At 32.6% G+C, this 16,331-nt stretch carries 17 protein-coding genes; 8 read left to right on the top strand and 9 right to left on the bottom strand.

The window, feature by feature from the left end; translation table 11 throughout:
• The first annotated feature begins 50 nt into the window (after window positions 1-50).
• From FLAPXU55_RS09355 to FLAPXU55_RS09345, 3 genes are all read left to right on the top strand, one after another.
• The gene (locus tag FLAPXU55_RS09355; protein ID WP_180857448.1) at window positions 51-2,288 is read left to right on the top strand and encodes a M1 family metallopeptidase; all 2,238 of its coding nucleotides are present in this window, start codon (window positions 51-53) and stop codon (window positions 2,286-2,288) included.
• 104 nt (window positions 2,289-2,392) lie between these two features.
• Window positions 2,393-2,752 carry a Sec-independent protein translocase subunit TatA/TatB gene (locus FLAPXU55_RS09350; protein ID WP_180857447.1) on the top strand — a complete coding sequence of 120 codons (360 nt, stop codon included), beginning with the start codon at window positions 2,393-2,395 and terminating at the stop codon, window positions 2,750-2,752.
• A gap of 1 nt (window position 2,753) precedes the next feature.
• Entirely contained in the window at window positions 2,754-3,317 is a 564-nt protein-coding gene (locus FLAPXU55_RS09345) for a phosphatase PAP2 family protein (protein WP_180857446.1), read from the top strand.
• A 214-nt stretch (window positions 3,318-3,531) separates the two neighbouring features.
• On the opposite strand, the gene FLAPXU55_RS09340 is transcribed toward FLAPXU55_RS09345, so the two are convergent.
• The 7 genes from FLAPXU55_RS09340 to FLAPXU55_RS09310 all read right to left on the bottom strand — a co-directional run bounded on the left by FLAPXU55_RS09340 (window position 3,532) and on the right by FLAPXU55_RS09310 (window position 9,128).
• Window positions 3,532-4,257, bottom strand: a complete 726-nt coding sequence (locus tag FLAPXU55_RS09340; RefSeq protein WP_180857445.1) for a phytanoyl-CoA dioxygenase family protein — start codon at window positions 4,255-4,257, stop codon at window positions 3,532-3,534.
• A gap of 158 nt (window positions 4,258-4,415) precedes the next feature.
• Window positions 4,416-5,057 (bottom strand): O-methyltransferase, encoded by a 642-nt coding sequence (locus FLAPXU55_RS09335; protein WP_180857444.1) that lies wholly within the window; start codon window positions 5,055-5,057, stop codon window positions 4,416-4,418.
• A gap of 115 nt (window positions 5,058-5,172) precedes the next feature.
• Complete coding sequence (locus FLAPXU55_RS09330) at window positions 5,173-5,571, bottom strand: hypothetical protein (RefSeq protein ID WP_180857443.1); 399 nt, start codon at window positions 5,569-5,571, stop codon at window positions 5,173-5,175.
• A gap of 190 nt (window positions 5,572-5,761) precedes the next feature.
• Window positions 5,762-6,286, bottom strand: coding sequence for a YceI family protein (locus FLAPXU55_RS09325; protein WP_235992018.1), 525 nt, complete (start codon window positions 6,284-6,286; stop codon window positions 5,762-5,764).
• Window positions 6,287-6,317: 31 nt separating this feature from the next.
• A complete protein-coding gene (locus FLAPXU55_RS09320) occupies window positions 6,318-7,709 on the bottom strand; it encodes a hypothetical protein (protein WP_180857442.1) in 1,392 nt (463 codons plus the stop codon).
• Between the two features lie 5 nt (window positions 7,710-7,714).
• On the bottom strand, window positions 7,715-8,284 hold the full coding sequence (locus tag FLAPXU55_RS09315; RefSeq protein ID WP_235992017.1) for a YceI family protein: 570 nt from the start codon (window positions 8,282-8,284) through the stop codon (window positions 7,715-7,717).
• Between the two features lie 256 nt (window positions 8,285-8,540).
• Window positions 8,541-9,128, bottom strand: coding sequence for a YceI family protein (locus FLAPXU55_RS09310; RefSeq protein WP_180857440.1), 588 nt, complete (start codon window positions 9,126-9,128; stop codon window positions 8,541-8,543).
• Between the two features lie 256 nt (window positions 9,129-9,384).
• Between FLAPXU55_RS09310 and rlmN the strand changes: the two genes are divergently transcribed.
• The gene (rlmN, locus tag FLAPXU55_RS09305; protein WP_180857439.1) at window positions 9,385-10,437 is read left to right on the top strand and encodes a 23S rRNA (adenine(2503)-C(2))-methyltransferase RlmN; all 1,053 of its coding nucleotides are present in this window, start codon (window positions 9,385-9,387) and stop codon (window positions 10,435-10,437) included.
• A 286-nt stretch (window positions 10,438-10,723) separates the two neighbouring features.
• On the opposite strand, the gene FLAPXU55_RS09300 is transcribed toward rlmN, so the two are convergent.
• The gene (locus FLAPXU55_RS09300) at window positions 10,724-11,584 is read right to left on the bottom strand and encodes a hypothetical protein (protein ID WP_180857438.1); all 861 of its coding nucleotides are present in this window, start codon (window positions 11,582-11,584) and stop codon (window positions 10,724-10,726) included.
• A 161-nt stretch (window positions 11,585-11,745) separates the two neighbouring features.
• Between FLAPXU55_RS09300 and FLAPXU55_RS09295 the strand changes: the two genes are divergently transcribed.
• Entirely contained in the window at window positions 11,746-12,723 is a 978-nt protein-coding gene (locus FLAPXU55_RS09295) for a polyprenyl synthetase family protein (RefSeq protein WP_180857437.1), read from the top strand.
• A gap of 3 nt (window positions 12,724-12,726) precedes the next feature.
• Here FLAPXU55_RS09295 and FLAPXU55_RS09290 read toward each other — a convergent pair whose 3' ends face one another.
• Window positions 12,727-13,527, bottom strand: a complete 801-nt coding sequence (locus tag FLAPXU55_RS09290) for a hypothetical protein (RefSeq protein WP_180857436.1) — start codon at window positions 13,525-13,527, stop codon at window positions 12,727-12,729.
• Window positions 13,528-13,736: 209 nt separating this feature from the next.
• On the opposite strand from FLAPXU55_RS09290, the gene FLAPXU55_RS09285 reads away from it, so the two are divergent.
• From FLAPXU55_RS09285 to FLAPXU55_RS09275, 3 genes are all read left to right on the top strand, one after another.
• Entirely contained in the window at window positions 13,737-14,297 is a 561-nt protein-coding gene (locus FLAPXU55_RS09285; protein ID WP_180857435.1) for an RNA polymerase sigma factor, read from the top strand.
• Entirely contained in the window at window positions 14,284-15,012 is a 729-nt protein-coding gene (locus FLAPXU55_RS09280; RefSeq protein WP_180857434.1) for a hypothetical protein, read from the top strand. The genes FLAPXU55_RS09285 and FLAPXU55_RS09280 overlap by 14 nt, the downstream gene beginning before the upstream one ends.
• A 151-nt stretch (window positions 15,013-15,163) precedes the next feature.
• The gene (locus FLAPXU55_RS09275) at window positions 15,164-16,192 is read left to right on the top strand and encodes a hypothetical protein (protein WP_180857433.1); all 1,029 of its coding nucleotides are present in this window, start codon (window positions 15,164-15,166) and stop codon (window positions 16,190-16,192) included.
• The last annotated feature ends 139 nt before the right edge of the window (window positions 16,193-16,331 follow it).

The raw sequence follows: 16,331 nt of genomic DNA, 5'->3' as shown, positions 1-16,331 counted from the left end.
TATTTTAATTGTTATTTTCACACCCTGACAAAAATTACCATTAGACTTTTATGAAAAAGCTTTCATTATTATTAATTTTTCCTGCAATGTTAGTTGCTCAGGAAAAAGCTGCGACACCTAAGCAGCAAGGCAGTTACGACACAAATAAATTCAGCCAGATGTATGATTTGCTGGCAACACCAAACATGTTTCGTACAGCTTCTGGAGCGCCAGGCCCTGCTTATTACCAACAGCAGGCAGATTATAAAATTGATGTTGAATTAGATGATAAAAATTCAAAATTAACCGGTGCAGAAACAATCACATATTCTAACAATTCACCAGATACTTTAGAGTATTTATGGGTTCAGTTAGATCAAAATCAAGCGAGAGCAAATGGACAGACTTCTTTAGCAGAAGGAGAAAAAATCAATCAGGTTTTAGCTCTTGATGGTTTTTCATCTAAATATTTAAAAAAAGATTTAGAGCGCGGTTTTAATATCGAGCAGGTAAAAGACGCAAAAGGAACTCCAATGTCTTATACAATTAACGAGACAATGATGCGTATCAATTTGGCTGCGCCTTTAAAACCGGGAGAAAAAATTTCGTTTTCTATAAAATGGTGGTATAACATCAACAATTACAGAAAAGAAGGCGGACGTTCTGGTTATGAATTTTTTGAAAAAGATGGTAATAAATTATATGTAATTGCACAATTCTATCCTAGAATGGCAGTTTACAACGATGTTGAAGGATGGCAGAATATGCAGTTCTGGGGAAGCGGAGAGTTTGCTCTTCCTTTCGGAAACTTTGATGTAAATATTACAGTTCCTGCAGATCACGTTATTGATGCAACAGGAGAATTAACAAACAGAAGTGAAGTTTTTACAGCAGAACAAGTTAAACGTTACGAACAGGCTCAAAAATCATTTGATAAACCTGTTGTTATTGTAACTCAGGCAGAAGCTGAAGCGGCTGAAAAAGGTTTTTCTGATAAGAAAAAAACCTGGAAATTCAGCGCTAAAAATGTGCGTGATTTCGGAATTGCTTCTTCAAGAAAATTCATTTACGATGCAATGGCTGTAAAAATTGGAAACAAAACTGTTATGGCAGAATCTGTTTATCCAAAAGAAGCAAACCCGCTTTGGGGAGAAACTTCAACACTTACAGTTGCACATACTTTAAAAAGTTATTCATCTCATACTTTTGATTATCCTTATCCTAAAGCGGTTTCTGTTTCTGCAGAAGATCAGGGAATGGAATATCCAATGATTTGCTGGAATTTTGGTCGCCCTGATGAAAACGGTGTTACGACTAAAGAGGTTAAAAACGGAATGATTGGGGTTATTATTCACGAAGTTGGGCACACGTTCTTCCCAATGATTGTAAACTCTGATGAACGTCAATGGACTTGGATGGATGAAGGTTTGAATTCATTTTTAGAATATTTAGCTGAACAGGAATTAGATCCAACTTTCCCTTCACGACGCGGACCTGCAAAAAATATTGTTCCTTATATGAGCGGTGATCAGAAATTTTTAGAACCAATTATGTCTAATTCTGAAACGATTCACCAATTTGGAAATAACGCTTACGGAAAACCGGCTACAGGTCTTAACATTTTAAGAGAAGTAGTGATGGGGAAAGAATTGTTTGATTATGCATTTAAAACATACGCAAACAGATGGAAATTTAAACATCCAACTCCAGAGGATTTCTTTAGAACAATCGAAGATGCATCTGCAGTAGATTTAGATTGGTTTTTTAGAGGCTGGTTTTATTCAACTGATTTTGTAGATATCGGAATTAAAGAGGTAAAACAATATTATGTTTCTGAAACTCCAACTGCTGATATCAAAGATGTAAAAGTGAGAAAAGGTCGTTTTGGATTTGAAAAAGGCCCTTTTGTTTACTTAGTTTCGGGAGATAATCCAGAAGTTAGTGCTTCAAGCAAAAAAGCTTTGAAATTAGAAGATGTAAAACCATTGGCTGATTATGTAAACCAGACTTTTAGTGCAGAGGAAAAAGCAAGTATCAAATCGCCTAAATATTTTTATGAAGTTGAATTCAATAAACCAGGCGGAATGATTATGCCAATTCTTGTTGAAATTACTTATGAAGATGGTACAAAAGATAATTACCAATATCCGGCACAAATCTGGAGAAAAAGTAATGATACCGCTAAAAAAGTTTATGCGACTACAAAACCTGTAAAAAGCATTCAGATAGATCCAAAATTGCTTACGGCAGATATCGATGTAACAAATAATTCATGGCCAAAGGTTGAGCAAAAATCAAAATTTGACTAAGAACAAACGAAAAAGACTCTGAAAAGAGTCTTTTTTTTTAAGTAAATTTTAAAACTGTGCGCTTCAAAATTTAATATCTTTGTGGCACAACAAAAATAAAAGATATGTTTGGTATAGGAGGAGGAGAATTAGTTTTCATACTGTTTATAGTACTAATGCTTTTTGGTTCTGATAAGGTGCCGGAAATTGCCCGTACAATGGGTAAAGCGATGGCGCAACTAAAAAATGCAACCAACGATATAAAAAGTGAAATTCAAAAAGGTGCAGAGGCCAATGGTCTTGACACGAAATCTTTGACTGATATTACAGCTAATATTAACGCACAGATTAATGATGCAAAATCTAATTTGTTAGGCGATACTACTAATTTATCCAGTAATCTGTTAGGTGAAACTGCCACAGAAATTGACCAGGTAAAAGAAGATATTGAATCACTTTCAGGACCTATAAAACGCCAAAGATAATATGCTTGAAAAAATAAAAGAATTAGATGTCAATTTATTGGTATATCTAAACGGTTTAGGTTCTGAAAAATATGATAAATTCTGGCTGATTATTACTGAACAGTTGAATTGGACACCATTCTTTTTGCTGTTGTTTTATCTTATTTATAAAAAAGTAGGAGGAAAGCAAACCTTGTATATATTACTTTTTGTAGCAATTTTAATCGCTTTTACAGATCAGACCTGTAATCTGTTTAAACATACTTTTCAGCGTTTGCGTCCTTGTAATGATCCTGATATTAATACAATTATCAGAGTGGTTCAGGTTAGAAAATCTTTCAGCTTTTTCTCAGGACACGCTGCAAACACAATGGCTGTTGCAACCTTTTTATATTTGGTTTTAAAACGCCATTTCAAATATTTTGGTTTGTTATTCTTATGGCCTTTAATTTTTGCTTATAGCCGAATTTATTTGGGATTACATTATCCGGGTGATATTCTAACAGGATATTTCTTTGGAGCTCTTTTCGGATTTTTAATCTTTTTAGCTTACAGAAGGTTGAAACCGCAATATTTTCCAGGATAATCTAAGGTTCTGAGTTTCTAAGATACTAAGTTTGTATAAAAATTAAATAAATTGCCTCCAGCTTTAGCTGGAGATTCTATAGATAAAATTAAGAAGGCTTTAGCCAAAATACACTAGGTATTGGCTAAAGCCTTTTTCTTTTTTAGGTTTTATTATCTCCAGCTAAAGCTGGAGGCTATTGAATTTTTTATTTTACAATACTTATGAAATCGTTTTAATTATTTTCAAGAATTTTTCTTTCACTCCAATCTAATCCGTCAGGAAGTTCTTGTTTGCTGAATTCGATATGAATAACTCTTCTTCTTTCGTTATTTGTGGTTTTGTTTGAAGCGTGAAATAATAAAGGTTTCATAATCATGATTCCGCCTTTTTCAACTTCGCAGATTGTTTCTGTTTCGTTTTCAAAATCCAGATTTTCGATTCTTAAAATTCCTTTTGAATGGGAATTATTGATAACTTTTAAAGCACCGTTGTCTTTTGTGGTTTTGTCGATATGAATTCTAATCGTAAAATTATCTTCTAAAATTTCTTTTGGCGGCTGAACCGCAAACTGATTTTGTTTTACAGTCCAGTTTTCAAAATTTTCGGCTTCAATTTTTTTATCTACAGAAATAGTTAAATCCTGATGATAAGCTACAAACCAATTTGATTTTTCAGGTTTATCAAAGTAAATTGATTTGGTAATGAAATATCCTTTTCCAAAATTAGATTCGATAATATCTTTTAAATTTTGATTGAAAATAAAATCTAAGGTTTCAGGTACTTCTTTATGAAATTGCCTGATCGCAAATAAATCCTGAGATTTTCTAAAAGTAGCATTTTCAGAATCATTTTCGGTTACATTTTCGATTAATGAAATCAGTTTTTCAATTTCATTTTCAGTATAAACATTCTTTATAATTGTAAAACCTTCAGAGTTTATTTCGGTGCTGTAATTCATGATTAAATGCTTGTTGAATTGCCTCCAGCTTTAGCTGGAGGTAAAATAGAATTGAAGAAAGGGCTTTAGCCAAATTATCTACTAGTGTTTAATTTGGCTAAAGCCCTTGACTTTTCTTAAATAGGTTTCTCCAGCTAAAGCTGGAGGCTATTGATTTTTTATAATACTCTTGAAACGGTCAATCCATCGCGAATTGGCAATAAAACCGTTTCCACTCTTGGATCATTTTTTAAATGTAGATTATATTCTAAAAGTACTTTTGTGCTTACGTCATTTGGGTGAACCGGTTCTAGGATTTTTCCGCTCCACAAAACATTATCAGATAAAATAATACCTCCTTTATTCATCTTTGGAACAATCATTTCCCAATAATTGAGGTAATTTTCCTTATCAGCATCAATAAATACCAAATCAAATTTTACGTCTAGAGTTGGGATAATATCTATGGCTTCGCCTAAATGCTGAAAAATTTGATTTCCCCAAGGTGAGGCATCAAAATACTTTCTCTGAAAATCGACTAATTCTTCTTTAATATCAATAGTATGCAATTGTCCGTTTTCCTGCATTCCTTCGCATAAACAAAGCGCAGCATAACCCGTATAAGTCCCAATTTCAAGAATATTTACGGGACGAATTAATTTAGAAAGCATACTTAAAACACGGCCTTGAAAATGACCGCTTAACATTCTCGGTAAAAGTATTTTTTGGTAGGTTTCTTTATTAAGTTTCGCTAATAATTCTGGTTCGTTTTCAGAATGCTGCTCGATATAATCTTCTAATTCTTGTGATATAAAATGCATCTTGTAGTTGTTGTAATTGAATGCAAAAATACAAAAAATATCCGCTGACTATTTTGCATAAAAAAAACCATTCGTTTAGGCGAATGGCTTTCTGTTTTTAGTTTTAATTTGAAAATTATTTTTTCAAAGCTTCATTTACATCTTTAGCTGTTTTCACAGTTCCGTCTTTTGCAGCTTTTGCAGCATTTTCAACTTTTTCAGCTCCTTTTTTCGTAGCGTCTTTTACATCAGTTGCTGTTTTCTTAGCTGCACTTTCAACATCAGATGCTGCTTTTTTAGCTCCATCTTTTACATCTTGTACAGCATTTTCAGTAGCATCTTTAGCTTTTGCAGCAGCCTCTTCTGTTTTGCTTACAGCGCTGTCTTTCACTTCTTCAATATCTGTTGTTAAGGAGTCAACTTTGTTTCCAAGAGTTAATTCTTCATCTGCAGGTTTAGGTTCTTTCTTTTCGCAAGATTGTAATCCCAAAGCTAATAATGCAACAACAGCTAAACTTAAAAAATGTTTTTTCATAATAAATTGTCTTTTTAGGTTATAAAATTTAAAAGGTTATAAAGTGGAATAATAAAAATACAAATTTTAAAATTATGGCGCGCTTTGTAAGATTACTTTTCTTTTGAGTGCAAGACAATTCTTGTGCCAAATTTTTGCAGTTTTGAAAAGTTGAAGAAATTTTTTTGCTGAAGCTTTTTAAAAGTAAGTTTTAGTTTTTGTAAAGGCTGAAATTTATCACAATATCATCTTTTACTTTTATTAATCCGGCCATTTTTACGGGCGGTTCTAAGTCAATATCAGAAAATTTTAAATTTAGTGTTCCCTGAATTTTATCATCAGAATTATACAGAATAAAATCTTTGTATTTTAAAGTTTTATCGGTGATGTAAAAGGTTAATCTGCATTTGTAATTTTTACCATTTGGTTTTACATCTGTAATACAAACCGTACTATTTGGAAATTGTTTTACTTTTACAGTTCCCTGTAAATCTTTCGTCATTATTTTATTACCGCAGTCAAAGTTTGACATTTTGATTTCGGTATTAAAAGCTTCTTTTTTAGCTGAATTTATATAAACCGTATCTTTTATTGAAAAAGTATTAGAACAATTGTATTTACCAACAGTTGATGCTCCTGTAATTTCTATTTTAATTTTGTTTATTACTAAGGTTGTCTCTTCTGTTAAAAAAGTGGGTTTAGCACTTCCTGATAAAAAGAAAGCCGCTAAACCCATAATTAAAAAAATAAATCTTTTGTACATTTTATCAAAATGAAATTACTGCTTCGAACATAAGTCCTTTAAAGCTTCCGCCGAAAAGATCGTTTGGAGTTGCTCCGTTAAATTGAGCGAAGTTTTTATAATTTTGATCTACATATTCTAATTTTGCCAAAACGTTTCTAGTCATAAACCATCCTGCGGCAGCCTCAAACCTGTTTATTTGAATTGCTTTAGCATTTGCGTTAGCTAATTTTCCGTCAACTAAATTGTATTTTCCACCCACATAAAATCTTTCATTTTCTCCGAAACGATAAATTAAATCACCAACATATTGATTTACTTTACGAGTGTCATCTGTTCCTTTGTAATCTCCTCCAGAAGTAAATTCTAACGTTCCAAAAAATTCAAGACCTCTATATTTGATAAATGGGTTTATCATATATGATGTTGCCCAGTTTCCGTATCCCGGATTAAACCTTCCAGTGTCTTTATTAGCAGTTGGATCGAAATTGTTTGCTACAGTACTAATTGGTGTTCCGGTAGCCGGATCGATAATATTATATTCAGAATGACTCATTACGCCATAAAAACGGCTTCCTGCTCTATCAGAAGAATATAAATTTCCGCTAGAATTTGCTGTATGATAATAAGAACCTGTTAATCTAATTCTCAAATCGTTGTTGATTTGTTTATCCCAGCCTAATTTTGCAAGAATAGAAGGGCTTATGGTTGTATTATTATCTGGTTTTGCTGCAGTAGGATTTGCCGCTACAACTTCCTGAACATTTTGATTTAATTTAGAATTTGTTATTCCAATCATGCTTACAAAGCCTGATCTGTTATAATAAACTTCAGCTCCCATTTCTGTAATGAATGCATCCATTATATTATTCCCAACAAACGGATTCATAAACGCATTTCCGTTATCAGATCTTCTAAAGTGGGCATCACCATAGTTGTTCTCCATTTGACCAATTTTGATCGTTGTATACTGCATGAAATCGGCAAGGAAATCTTTTTTAATGAAATCAAGTTTGTCAATTTGTAAATAACCACCTTTTACCCAAGTCTCGTTGTGGTGTCTGGAAGCCAGATATACATCTAAGTTTACACGTACACCATCATATAATTGAGCTCCAATCGTGAAATTTGCATTTGGTAAATTGAAATTATTCTCTAAATTATTTAATCTGTAACCTGGCGCCGTGGCTAAGTTTTTTTGATCGTTAAACGAGTTTAAAGCTTGAAATTGAAGTGCAAAAGCGGCTCCCATATCGACACTTAATCCTTTATAAGCAACAGTATCTTTTTTTACATCAAATTGATTAATACCTTTTTGGCTTCGTGGAATCTGGTTTTGAATGTGGCCAAAACTTACCTGAGCATTAACAGCAAACGTGCTGACTAATGTTATACATAGGATATAAATTTTTTTCATGGCGTTTATAAATTAAAGTTTAAATTGAATTTTATGGTTAAATCCTGTCCTGTTCTAATAGTTCCAAGCATGGCAGTTGGCGCTTTCATTCCAAACTCCGCAAAAGTGATTTTGTTAGACCCCTGCATATTTAAACCATCTTTTGTAACAGTTGTTTTTACAGTCGTTTTATAAACTTTACTGACTCCTGCTATGGTGTAAGTTCCTGTCAATTCCCAAGTGGTTTCATTTACTTTTTCGGCAGATTTTAAAACATATTTGATGTTTTTGTTTTTATCTGTTTTTAAAGCTTCGTAAGCCACTTTATCCATGCTTTTTTTCTCGCTTTTCACACTTTCTGCCAATAGAGTAACCGATAGGGATTCTATTTCAGTAAGTTTTGAATTTGCTATTGAAAAGTTTGCTGTTCCAGTTCCTGAAGCCGACTTCATTTCCCAATCGTGCAATGTTGAAGTTCCTGCAACTGAAAATGCAGCTTTGTCATCTAAAGAATATGATTTTTGTGCTGTAGCAATTGAAGTAATTCCGAAAAGAGCAATTACAAATGCGAATAATTTTATTTTATTGGTTTTCATTTTTGTCATGTTTTTATTGTGAAAAATAAGTTAACAAATCGTCCGATTTTCTTTTAGTACTAAGAATGCTGTTTTAACTTGTATCAAAGATCTGCCTATATTTTACCGAGATACATGATAAAAATCATTGTTAAAATTTTATTAAAATGGTATTTAAAAACTACAACGTTTTCATTTTTTTGCAAAGCATATTTATAACCCAAAAATGTGATTCGGGGTTTTATCAAAAATTAAATTTCAAGAATGTAATTGTCGTTTACAGGTCAGAAATCTGATTTATCTGATTTAACATGATATTGAAAATTACAGTTAAATCTTTACCTGCTTTAACAACACCAAGAGCCGCTTTTGGAGGCGTCATTTCAAAATCTCCAAAAGTAACTTGGTTAGAACCCTGTAGAATAAAAGTTTCATTACCAGCCGTTATTTTTACCTGAGTTTTGTATTCTTTGCTGACACCGGCAATAGTATAAGTCCCGGTTAGAATCCAGGTTGATTCATTTATTTTTTCAGCAGATTTTAAAGCGTATTCAATAGTTTTATGTGTTTCAGTATCTAAGGCTTCATAAGCCACCTGATCCATGCTTGTTTTACTGCTTTTTAAACTTTCTGCTAATAAGGTAATAGTTAGGCTGTTTATCGCTGTAAGTTTAGAATCTTTTACCGTTAAGTTGGCAATACCAGTTCCTTGTGTAGATCTCATGGTCCAATCGTGAACTGTAGAAGTTCCGGCAACTTCAAAAGTTGATTTAGTATCTATAACCGTATAAGTTCTTTGCGCGTTTAGTTGTATTGATATTGTTGTGAAAATGGCTGTTAATAGGATTGATTTAATTGTTTTCATCTTGATAGGTATTTGTTAATTTTAATCAGGAAAGTTTCTGTAAGTGGTTGTGAACTGACCTTATTTCTTAGATCAAAATTATCAAGCAGACAATCGAAATTAAATGATAAAAATCATGCCCAAACTTTAATTAAATCATTATAGTAAGGGTTTAACAGCTAAATTGAGTTGGGATTTTGCATAAAATTCAAGAAAGGATAAACGAAGAATGCATCTAAAAATCGAAAAAAAGAACAAAAGTGATTAACTTTGCAGCATGCAAATCGAGAAAAAAGACATAAGAGCCTTATCAAAAGATCAGTTACGAGATTTTTTTGTCGCAAATAATGACAAAGCTTTCCGTGGAAATCAAGTGTATGAATGGCTTTGGAGCAAAGGAGCACACAGTTTTGAGGATATGACGAATGTTGCCAAAACAACACGTTCTATGCTCGAAGAAAATTTTGTTATCAATCATATTAAGGTTGATACCATGCAGAGAAGCAGCGACGGAACAGTAAAAAATGCGGTCCGCCTTCACGACGGATTAGTAGTAGAATCTGTTTTAATTCCTACAGAAACCAGAACAACAGCTTGTGTTTCAAGTCAGGTTGGGTGTAGTTTAGATTGTAATTTCTGCGCAACTGCACGTTTAAAAAGAATGCGAAATCTGGAGCCGGGAGAAATCTACGATCAGATTTTAGCAATTGATAAAGAAAGCCGTTTGTATCACAATCATCCGCTTTCGAATATTGTTTTTATGGGAATGGGCGAACCTTTAATGAATTATAATAATGTCATTAAAGCGATCGATATGGTTACATCGCCAGAAGGATTAGGAATGTCGCCAAAGCGTATTATGCTTTCGACATCAGGAATTCCGAAGATGATCAAGAAAATGGCCGATGATGATGTGAAATTCAAACTGGCAGTTTCCCTGCATTCGGCAATTGATGAAATACGTGCGAAGATTATGCCTTTCAGCAAAAACTTTCCTTTGAAAGATTTACGAGAAGCATTAGAATATTGGTACAGAAAAACCAAAAGCAAGATTTCATACGAATATGTAGTTTGGAAAGGAATCAATGATGACAAAGCTTCGATTGATGCCTTGGTAAAATTCTGTAAATATGTACCGTGTAAAGTCAATTTAATTGAATACAATCCAATTGACGACGGAGAATTTCAACAAGCTTCAGAAGAGTCTATTTTAGCGTATATAAAAGCATTAGAGAATATTGGAGTTGTTGTAAAAGTGCGTCGCAGCCGCGGAAAAGATATTGATGCAGCCTGCGGACAATTAGCAAATAAAGAAGCAGATGCGGTATAGTCCCTACGGGACAAAAGCGATATCGCGTAAATGATGCCTACCGATATATAATCTCTCCGAGATATTACAATAGACAGGTAAACATATACTCCGTTAGGAGTTACAGATCGGTAGCTGACAATATATCACTCCAAGATTAATATTCCGTTAGGAATATCTCATCGGTAGAAAAAAAATAATGACAATATAATGATGTTCCAGAGGAACATTTGATAGGTAATAAAAAAAGCATTAAAAACGAGGGTGAATCTTGTTTTTAATGCTTTTTTTGTGGGCAAAAAGGATCTTATTTTTTCAAATCAATTTCTTCTGTAACGCCGTCTTTGGTTACAGAAGCCAGAGTATCGCAATCTCCATTGCCATAATCAATAGTAGCCGAAGCTCCATTTTTAGTTATTTCAACAACTCCTTTTACTGCAAATGATTTTCTGCATGAAGCTTTAAATTCCAGAGGAGTCGTAATTTCTGCAGAGAAAGTATCTCCGTTTGGTAAAGTTGTGGTACCGCTTCCGGTCACGACAAAAACATTATCTTCCCAATTGAACCAAGTGTTATAACCGGCAGTCATTTCTTTTACTAACGAACCTTTTCTGATATAAACCTTTCCGTCATCAAAAGTAATAGTTAAATCAATTGCGGCTGTTAAAACCGGATGCGCTTCTGCCAGTAAATCAGTCGATTTTACGGTTCTAATAATGCTTTTACTTCCCTGAAGTAGTTTACCATTGTGATAAAATCCTTCAAACGTATAACTGATTGTTTGAGTAGAAGCCGAAAAATCATTAGAAAATGAAACCACCATTTTTCCTTTTACCGTATTTCCGTTATCAAGCGTACAGCCGTCAACTCCAAAATCTATTGTTTTTGTAAAAGTATTATTCGTTAAAACTGTTGTAATAACAGCGCATTCAGGTAAAAAATGTTTTATGTTTCCAGAAGGTTTGCTATTGATGTTTACCTGGGAAATAAACTGATCTTCAGCAATATTCGTAACATCTTCAATAGAGGCGTCTATTTTAGAATTTGCAATTATCTCGTCGTTAGTAATAGCCTTGCTAGTTCCGTCATTTGTGTTTTCATCAGAATTACAACTTGTAAATAATGATAAAGCGATACAGGTTCCAATTAATAAAAATTTTGTTTTCATAATAAATAGTTTTTTGGTTTTACTTTTAATCAATGAATTCAAATTAGTTATTAGATTGAGGTGTTTTTGGATTGTTTTTTTTAAATTAGTGCATATTTATAGATATACTAACATAAAATAGACAACGTTTTTTTATTTAAAATAGTATATTTGAAATCGAAATGAATATTACTTCACAAATAAAACAGCCTATTATTACTGAGATGGAACTTTTTGAAAAAAAGTTTCACGAATCGATGACTTCAAAGGTTGCGTTGCTAAACAGAATCACCTATTATATTGTAAACCGAAAAGGAAAACAAATGCGTCCGATGTTTGTTTTCTTAACAGCAAAAATGGTTTCCGGCGGAATCGTAAACGAAAGAACGTATCGAGGCGCTTCGGTTATTGAATTAATTCATACGGCAACTTTGGTTCATGATGATGTGGTGGACGACAGTAATCGTCGCCGCGGATTTTTCTCTATAAATGCACTTTGGAAAAATAAGATTGCGGTTTTAGTTGGAGATTATTTACTTTCAAAAGGCTTACTACTTTCTATCGATAACGGTGACTTTGATTTACTCCGAATCATTTCTGTAGCCGTTCGCGAAATGAGCGAAGGTGAATTACTTCAAATAGAAAAAGCACGAAGACTCGATATTACCGAAGATGTTTATTACGAAATTATCCGAAAAAAGACTGCAACACTTATTGCAGCTTGTTGTGCACTTGGTGCGAAATCGGTAATTGAAGATGATATTCAGGTGGAGAATATGCGAAAGTTTGGCGAATTGATCGGAATGGCATTTCAAATTAAAGACGACTTATTTGATTACAGCGAAGAAGCCATCGGAAAACCAACCGGAATCGATATTAAAGAGCAAAAAATGACTTTGCCTTTAATTCATGTTTTAAATACTTGTACTCCGCAAGAAAAAAAGTGGTTGATAAACTCCATCAAAAACCATAACAAAGACAAAAAACGCGTAAAAGAAGTTATTGCCTTCGTGAAAGATAATAATGGTTTGGCTTACGCCGAAAACAAAATGGTGCAATTTCAGCAGGAAGCACTTTCCCTTTTAGACAATTACCCGGATTCTGAATTCAAAGCGGCACTTACCTTAATGGTAAACTACGTTATTGAGAGAAAGAAATAATTTTTAGATTGAATCTACGATTATAATATTTGTATTAATTTCTTCGATTTCTTTTTTCATTCTAAGACAATTTTCAAAAAAGTTATCAGCACAAAAAACAGTATAATAATCACCATTTCTGGATCTGTAGTTTTCTTCCAGATTTTCTTTTTCTTTTTCAACGAAGAAGTTTTCTTTTAGTGAAATAGATTCGGATTCTATAACTTCAAATAATAATTTATTCTCCTGGTTTAGATTTTCAATTTTTGATGTTTCTTCAATTTCTTCCTTAGAAAAGTCATATTTGTACCAAGTTAAATCAGCGTCTAAAATCTTTTTCATTAAAAGAATCATGTAATCTAAAAAACGTATAAATTTTATGGTATCTATATTTCTACCTCCATCATATGGTTCATCTGTTTCGTCTGTTTCAAAATAATCAGTAAAATTTCCATATTGAAACATAAAGCCATATGCGTTTGTGCTTTGTACTTCATAAAGAGATTCTATGCCATTATTAATGTATAATTCGTTATGTACTTTCTCATAATTTTCCCCTTGTTGATATATTCTCTCATACTCAATTTCGCCAAGCCAGTAAGTTAGTTCCCATAATTCCTTTGGAAGAATAGTATTAATATTAGAACTAACTTTTTGAATTACATTGTTAAATGTTACAACATAACGATCTCCAAATTCAGCTTTTCTTTCACTAATAAAATCTTCAAAAGACTTTTTAAATTTAGTTTTAGAATGTAAATCTAAAATTAAATTGTTTTTTGCTTTTTCAGCATTCAATTTAAAAAACTCTGTTGTTCTTCCCATTTCTATAAAACTATTGATCAAATATAATTTATATATTTTTATTTTCAGTCAAGATGCTTCTTAAACCAAGAATCTGATATAGTTTTGGAATTTGGAATTTGGAATTTAAATTTTGATTTTTTTTTTACCTCCCATGCAACCATTTTAAATTGTTAATCGTCTATGCTAATAGAAGTCTGTTTCTAAAACCAAAAACCGAAAGCTTATTAATGAAAATTATTCATTTACATCAAGAAGAAACTAAAATCATAAAGCTTGCTGTCGAAAATAATCGACAAGCACAGCAGCAGATTTACAGTAAGTTTTCTTCGAAAATGTTAAGTGTCTGCCGACAATATATAAAAGATATTCAGCTGGCAGAAGATGTAATGATAACAGCTTTCATGAAAGTATTTACGAATCTAAAAAACTTTGAACATAAAGGAAGTTTTGAAGGCTGGATTCGCCGAATTATGGTTAACGAATGTATTTCTTATTTAAGAGTTCAGAAAAAAGTAAAATTTGCCGAAGATGAATTTTTTGTCGAAGAAAGTTTCAACGAAATCGACAGTCAGTTTACAGTTGATCAAATTCAGTTTTTAATTGATGCACTGCCGGATGGTTATAAAATGATTTTCAATTTATATGCCATCGAAGGATATAAACATAATGAGATTGCTAAGATGTTAGGAATTAATGAAGGAACATCAAAATCGCAATTATCGCACGCTAGAAAAATGCTGCAAACACAAATTACTATTCTAAAAAAACAAGATAATGGAACCGAATAATTTTGAAAAGGATTTCCGTGAAAAACTAAATCAACGCAAAATTGAGCCAAGCGAAAAAGCCTGGGACCGATTAGATGCCATGTTGAGTGTTGCAGAAGAAACTAAAAAACCAAAGAAATATAGAAAATGGTTGTATATCGCTGCCAGTATTGTTGGGTTTTTGCTGGTTGGGACTTTCTTTTTCAATCAAAAGAAAGACACAATTGAAACCCCTAAAACTGTTGTAATCGAAGAGAATATTAAAAAAGATTCTGTTGCTAAACCAACTATAAATGAAGTTGAATCAGTTCAAACAAAAACTGTAATTGCCGAAAAATCTCCAACAGAAACTCTAACACAAAAAGCAAATAAACAAGAAAATAACTTTAATCAAACACCAAATAAAACCATTAAAAATGAATCAAATCAAATAGCGGAGTCTTCAGTCATCATCAAAAATAATCAAGAAAAACAATCAAATACAAATCCAGTCGTAGTTACCGAAAACCCTAAAAAAGAGAATACAGATCAATTACTAGAAACGGCCGAAAAAAAAGTTTTGGCTCAAAGTTCAGTAAAAAAATCAAAAGTAAAAATCAATGCTTCTGATTTACTGAATCAAGTCGATGGCGAATTAGAGCTTTCGTTTAGAGAAAAAGTAATTACAAAAGTCAATAAAAACTACCAAACCGTAAAAGTGGCTTTAGCAAATAGAAATCAGCAGGAGAAAGAATAAAGAGTATAGAATAAAGAAGCAAGAATAAAGATTTTCAGTTCCGGAGGAACGATTCATATTGTAGCGTCGGGTTTCAACCCGATGGAGAATAAAAATCAAATCATTAATCATTAACAATCAACAATTAATAATCATCATCAATCAATCAATCATGAAAAATTTTACCATTTACCTCGTAATCCTGGTTTTCTTATTCGTAAGCAAAGTACTGGGACAGGAAACCTTTGAATCAAGAGCAAAGCAAATTGCTAATAAAATCGAAAAGATTACCAAAGAAGAAAAAGAAACCCTAAAACAAGAAATTGAAGCAGTAAATGTGCAATTATCTGAAGGGAAAATTACACAGGAACAAGCTGATAAACGCAAAAGAGAATTAGCAGAAGCCCGTGCCGTAATTATAGAAGAAAAAGTGACTTTGGCACAAAACGAACTTAACGATTTGGTTCAGCAAAAAGTCGACGGAAAAATCAAAGAAGATTCTTCTAAAGTCTACATGATTCGATGGAAATCTAACAGACATGACAAAGATTCAATTCATGGCGAAAAAAGAACAACATCACAGTTTGTATTTGCAATGGGATTAAACAACACCATGATCGACGGAAAACTTCAGGATTCTAATTACCGTTTTATGGGTTCGCATTTTTACGAATGGGGTTTTACGTATAACTCAAGATTAATGAAAAATGATAATCTGCTTCATGCAAAATACGGGCTTTCCTTAATGTATAATAATATTCGCCCAACAGATAACAGAAGTTTTGTGGTAAACGGCGATCAAACCAATTTGGTGGAAAACCCGGTTCATTTGACAGAATCTCGTTTTAGAAATGTGTATTTAGTAGCGCCGGTTCACTTAGAATTTGATTTTACAAAAGCAGGAGAAAACAACGGAAAAAAATATTTTAAAACCCACAAAAGTTTCCGTTTTGGAGTGGGAGGTTACGCTGGAATCAATGTAAAATCAAAACAAATTTTAAAATTTGAAGAAGACGATTTAAAATATAAAACCACAATTAAAGGCGATTATAATGTAAACAACTTTATTTACGGTTTGAGTTCTTACATTGGTTACAGAGAATTGAGCTTATATTTTAAATACGATTTAAATCCCATATTTCAGGATAATTTAACCAAAGAAAATAATGTTTCTTTAGGATTACGTCTTGATTTAAATTGAGAATAAAGTTTGAGTTTAGTTAGTAGAAAAAGTGCTTCGAAATGAACTGCCCCCAAAAAGTTAGACACTATTTGGGGGCATTTTTATGGAAAGAAAAGTCAAGTACAATTGTGAATTTAAACTTCGTTGTGTAGAAGAA

It is taken from the genome of Flavobacterium panici, assembly GCF_903819335.1.
Classification (GTDB): Bacteria; Bacteroidota; Bacteroidia; order Flavobacteriales; family Flavobacteriaceae; genus Flavobacterium; species Flavobacterium panici.
The sequence above is the reverse complement of the archived record's forward strand: the minus strand, read 5'-3'. Positions and strand labels throughout refer to the sequence as shown.

What these genes read in the sequence shown, in the direction of transcription:
- FLAPXU55_RS09355 (WP_180857448.1), top strand. Translation starts at nt 51, where the DNA reads ATGAAAAAGCTTTCATTATTATTAATTTTTCCTGCAATGTTAGTTGCT.
- FLAPXU55_RS09350 (WP_180857447.1), top strand. Translation starts at nt 2,393, where the DNA reads ATGTTTGGTATAGGAGGAGGAGAATTAGTTTTCATACTGTTTATAGTA.
- FLAPXU55_RS09345 (WP_180857446.1), top strand. Translation starts at nt 2,754, where the DNA reads ATGCTTGAAAAAATAAAAGAATTAGATGTCAATTTATTGGTATATCTA.
- FLAPXU55_RS09340 (WP_180857445.1), bottom strand. Translation starts at nt 4,257, where the DNA reads ATGAATTACAGCACCGAAATAAACTCTGAAGGTTTTACAATTATAAAG.
- FLAPXU55_RS09335 (WP_180857444.1), bottom strand. Translation starts at nt 5,057, where the DNA reads ATGCATTTTATATCACAAGAATTAGAAGATTATATCGAGCAGCATTCT.
- FLAPXU55_RS09330 (WP_180857443.1), bottom strand. Translation starts at nt 5,571, where the DNA reads ATGAAAAAACATTTTTTAAGTTTAGCTGTTGTTGCATTATTAGCTTTG.
- FLAPXU55_RS09325 (WP_235992018.1), bottom strand. Translation starts at nt 6,286, where the DNA reads ATGGGTTTAGCGGCTTTCTTTTTATCAGGAAGTGCTAAACCCACTTTT.
- FLAPXU55_RS09320 (WP_180857442.1), bottom strand. Translation starts at nt 7,709, where the DNA reads ATGAAAAAAATTTATATCCTATGTATAACATTAGTCAGCACGTTTGCT.
- FLAPXU55_RS09315 (WP_235992017.1), bottom strand. Translation starts at nt 8,284, where the DNA reads ATGAAAACCAATAAAATAAAATTATTCGCATTTGTAATTGCTCTTTTC.
- FLAPXU55_RS09310 (WP_180857440.1), bottom strand. Translation starts at nt 9,128, where the DNA reads ATGAAAACAATTAAATCAATCCTATTAACAGCCATTTTCACAACAATA.
- rlmN (WP_180857439.1), top strand. Translation starts at nt 9,385, where the DNA reads ATGCAAATCGAGAAAAAAGACATAAGAGCCTTATCAAAAGATCAGTTA.
- FLAPXU55_RS09300 (WP_180857438.1), bottom strand. Translation starts at nt 11,584, where the DNA reads ATGAAAACAAAATTTTTATTAATTGGAACCTGTATCGCTTTATCATTA.
- FLAPXU55_RS09295 (WP_180857437.1), top strand. Translation starts at nt 11,746, where the DNA reads ATGAATATTACTTCACAAATAAAACAGCCTATTATTACTGAGATGGAA.
- FLAPXU55_RS09290 (WP_180857436.1), bottom strand. Translation starts at nt 13,527, where the DNA reads ATGGGAAGAACAACAGAGTTTTTTAAATTGAATGCTGAAAAAGCAAAA.
- FLAPXU55_RS09285 (WP_180857435.1), top strand. Translation starts at nt 13,737, where the DNA reads ATGAAAATTATTCATTTACATCAAGAAGAAACTAAAATCATAAAGCTT.
- FLAPXU55_RS09280 (WP_180857434.1), top strand. Translation starts at nt 14,284, where the DNA reads ATGGAACCGAATAATTTTGAAAAGGATTTCCGTGAAAAACTAAATCAA.
- FLAPXU55_RS09275 (WP_180857433.1), top strand. Translation starts at nt 15,164, where the DNA reads ATGAAAAATTTTACCATTTACCTCGTAATCCTGGTTTTCTTATTCGTA.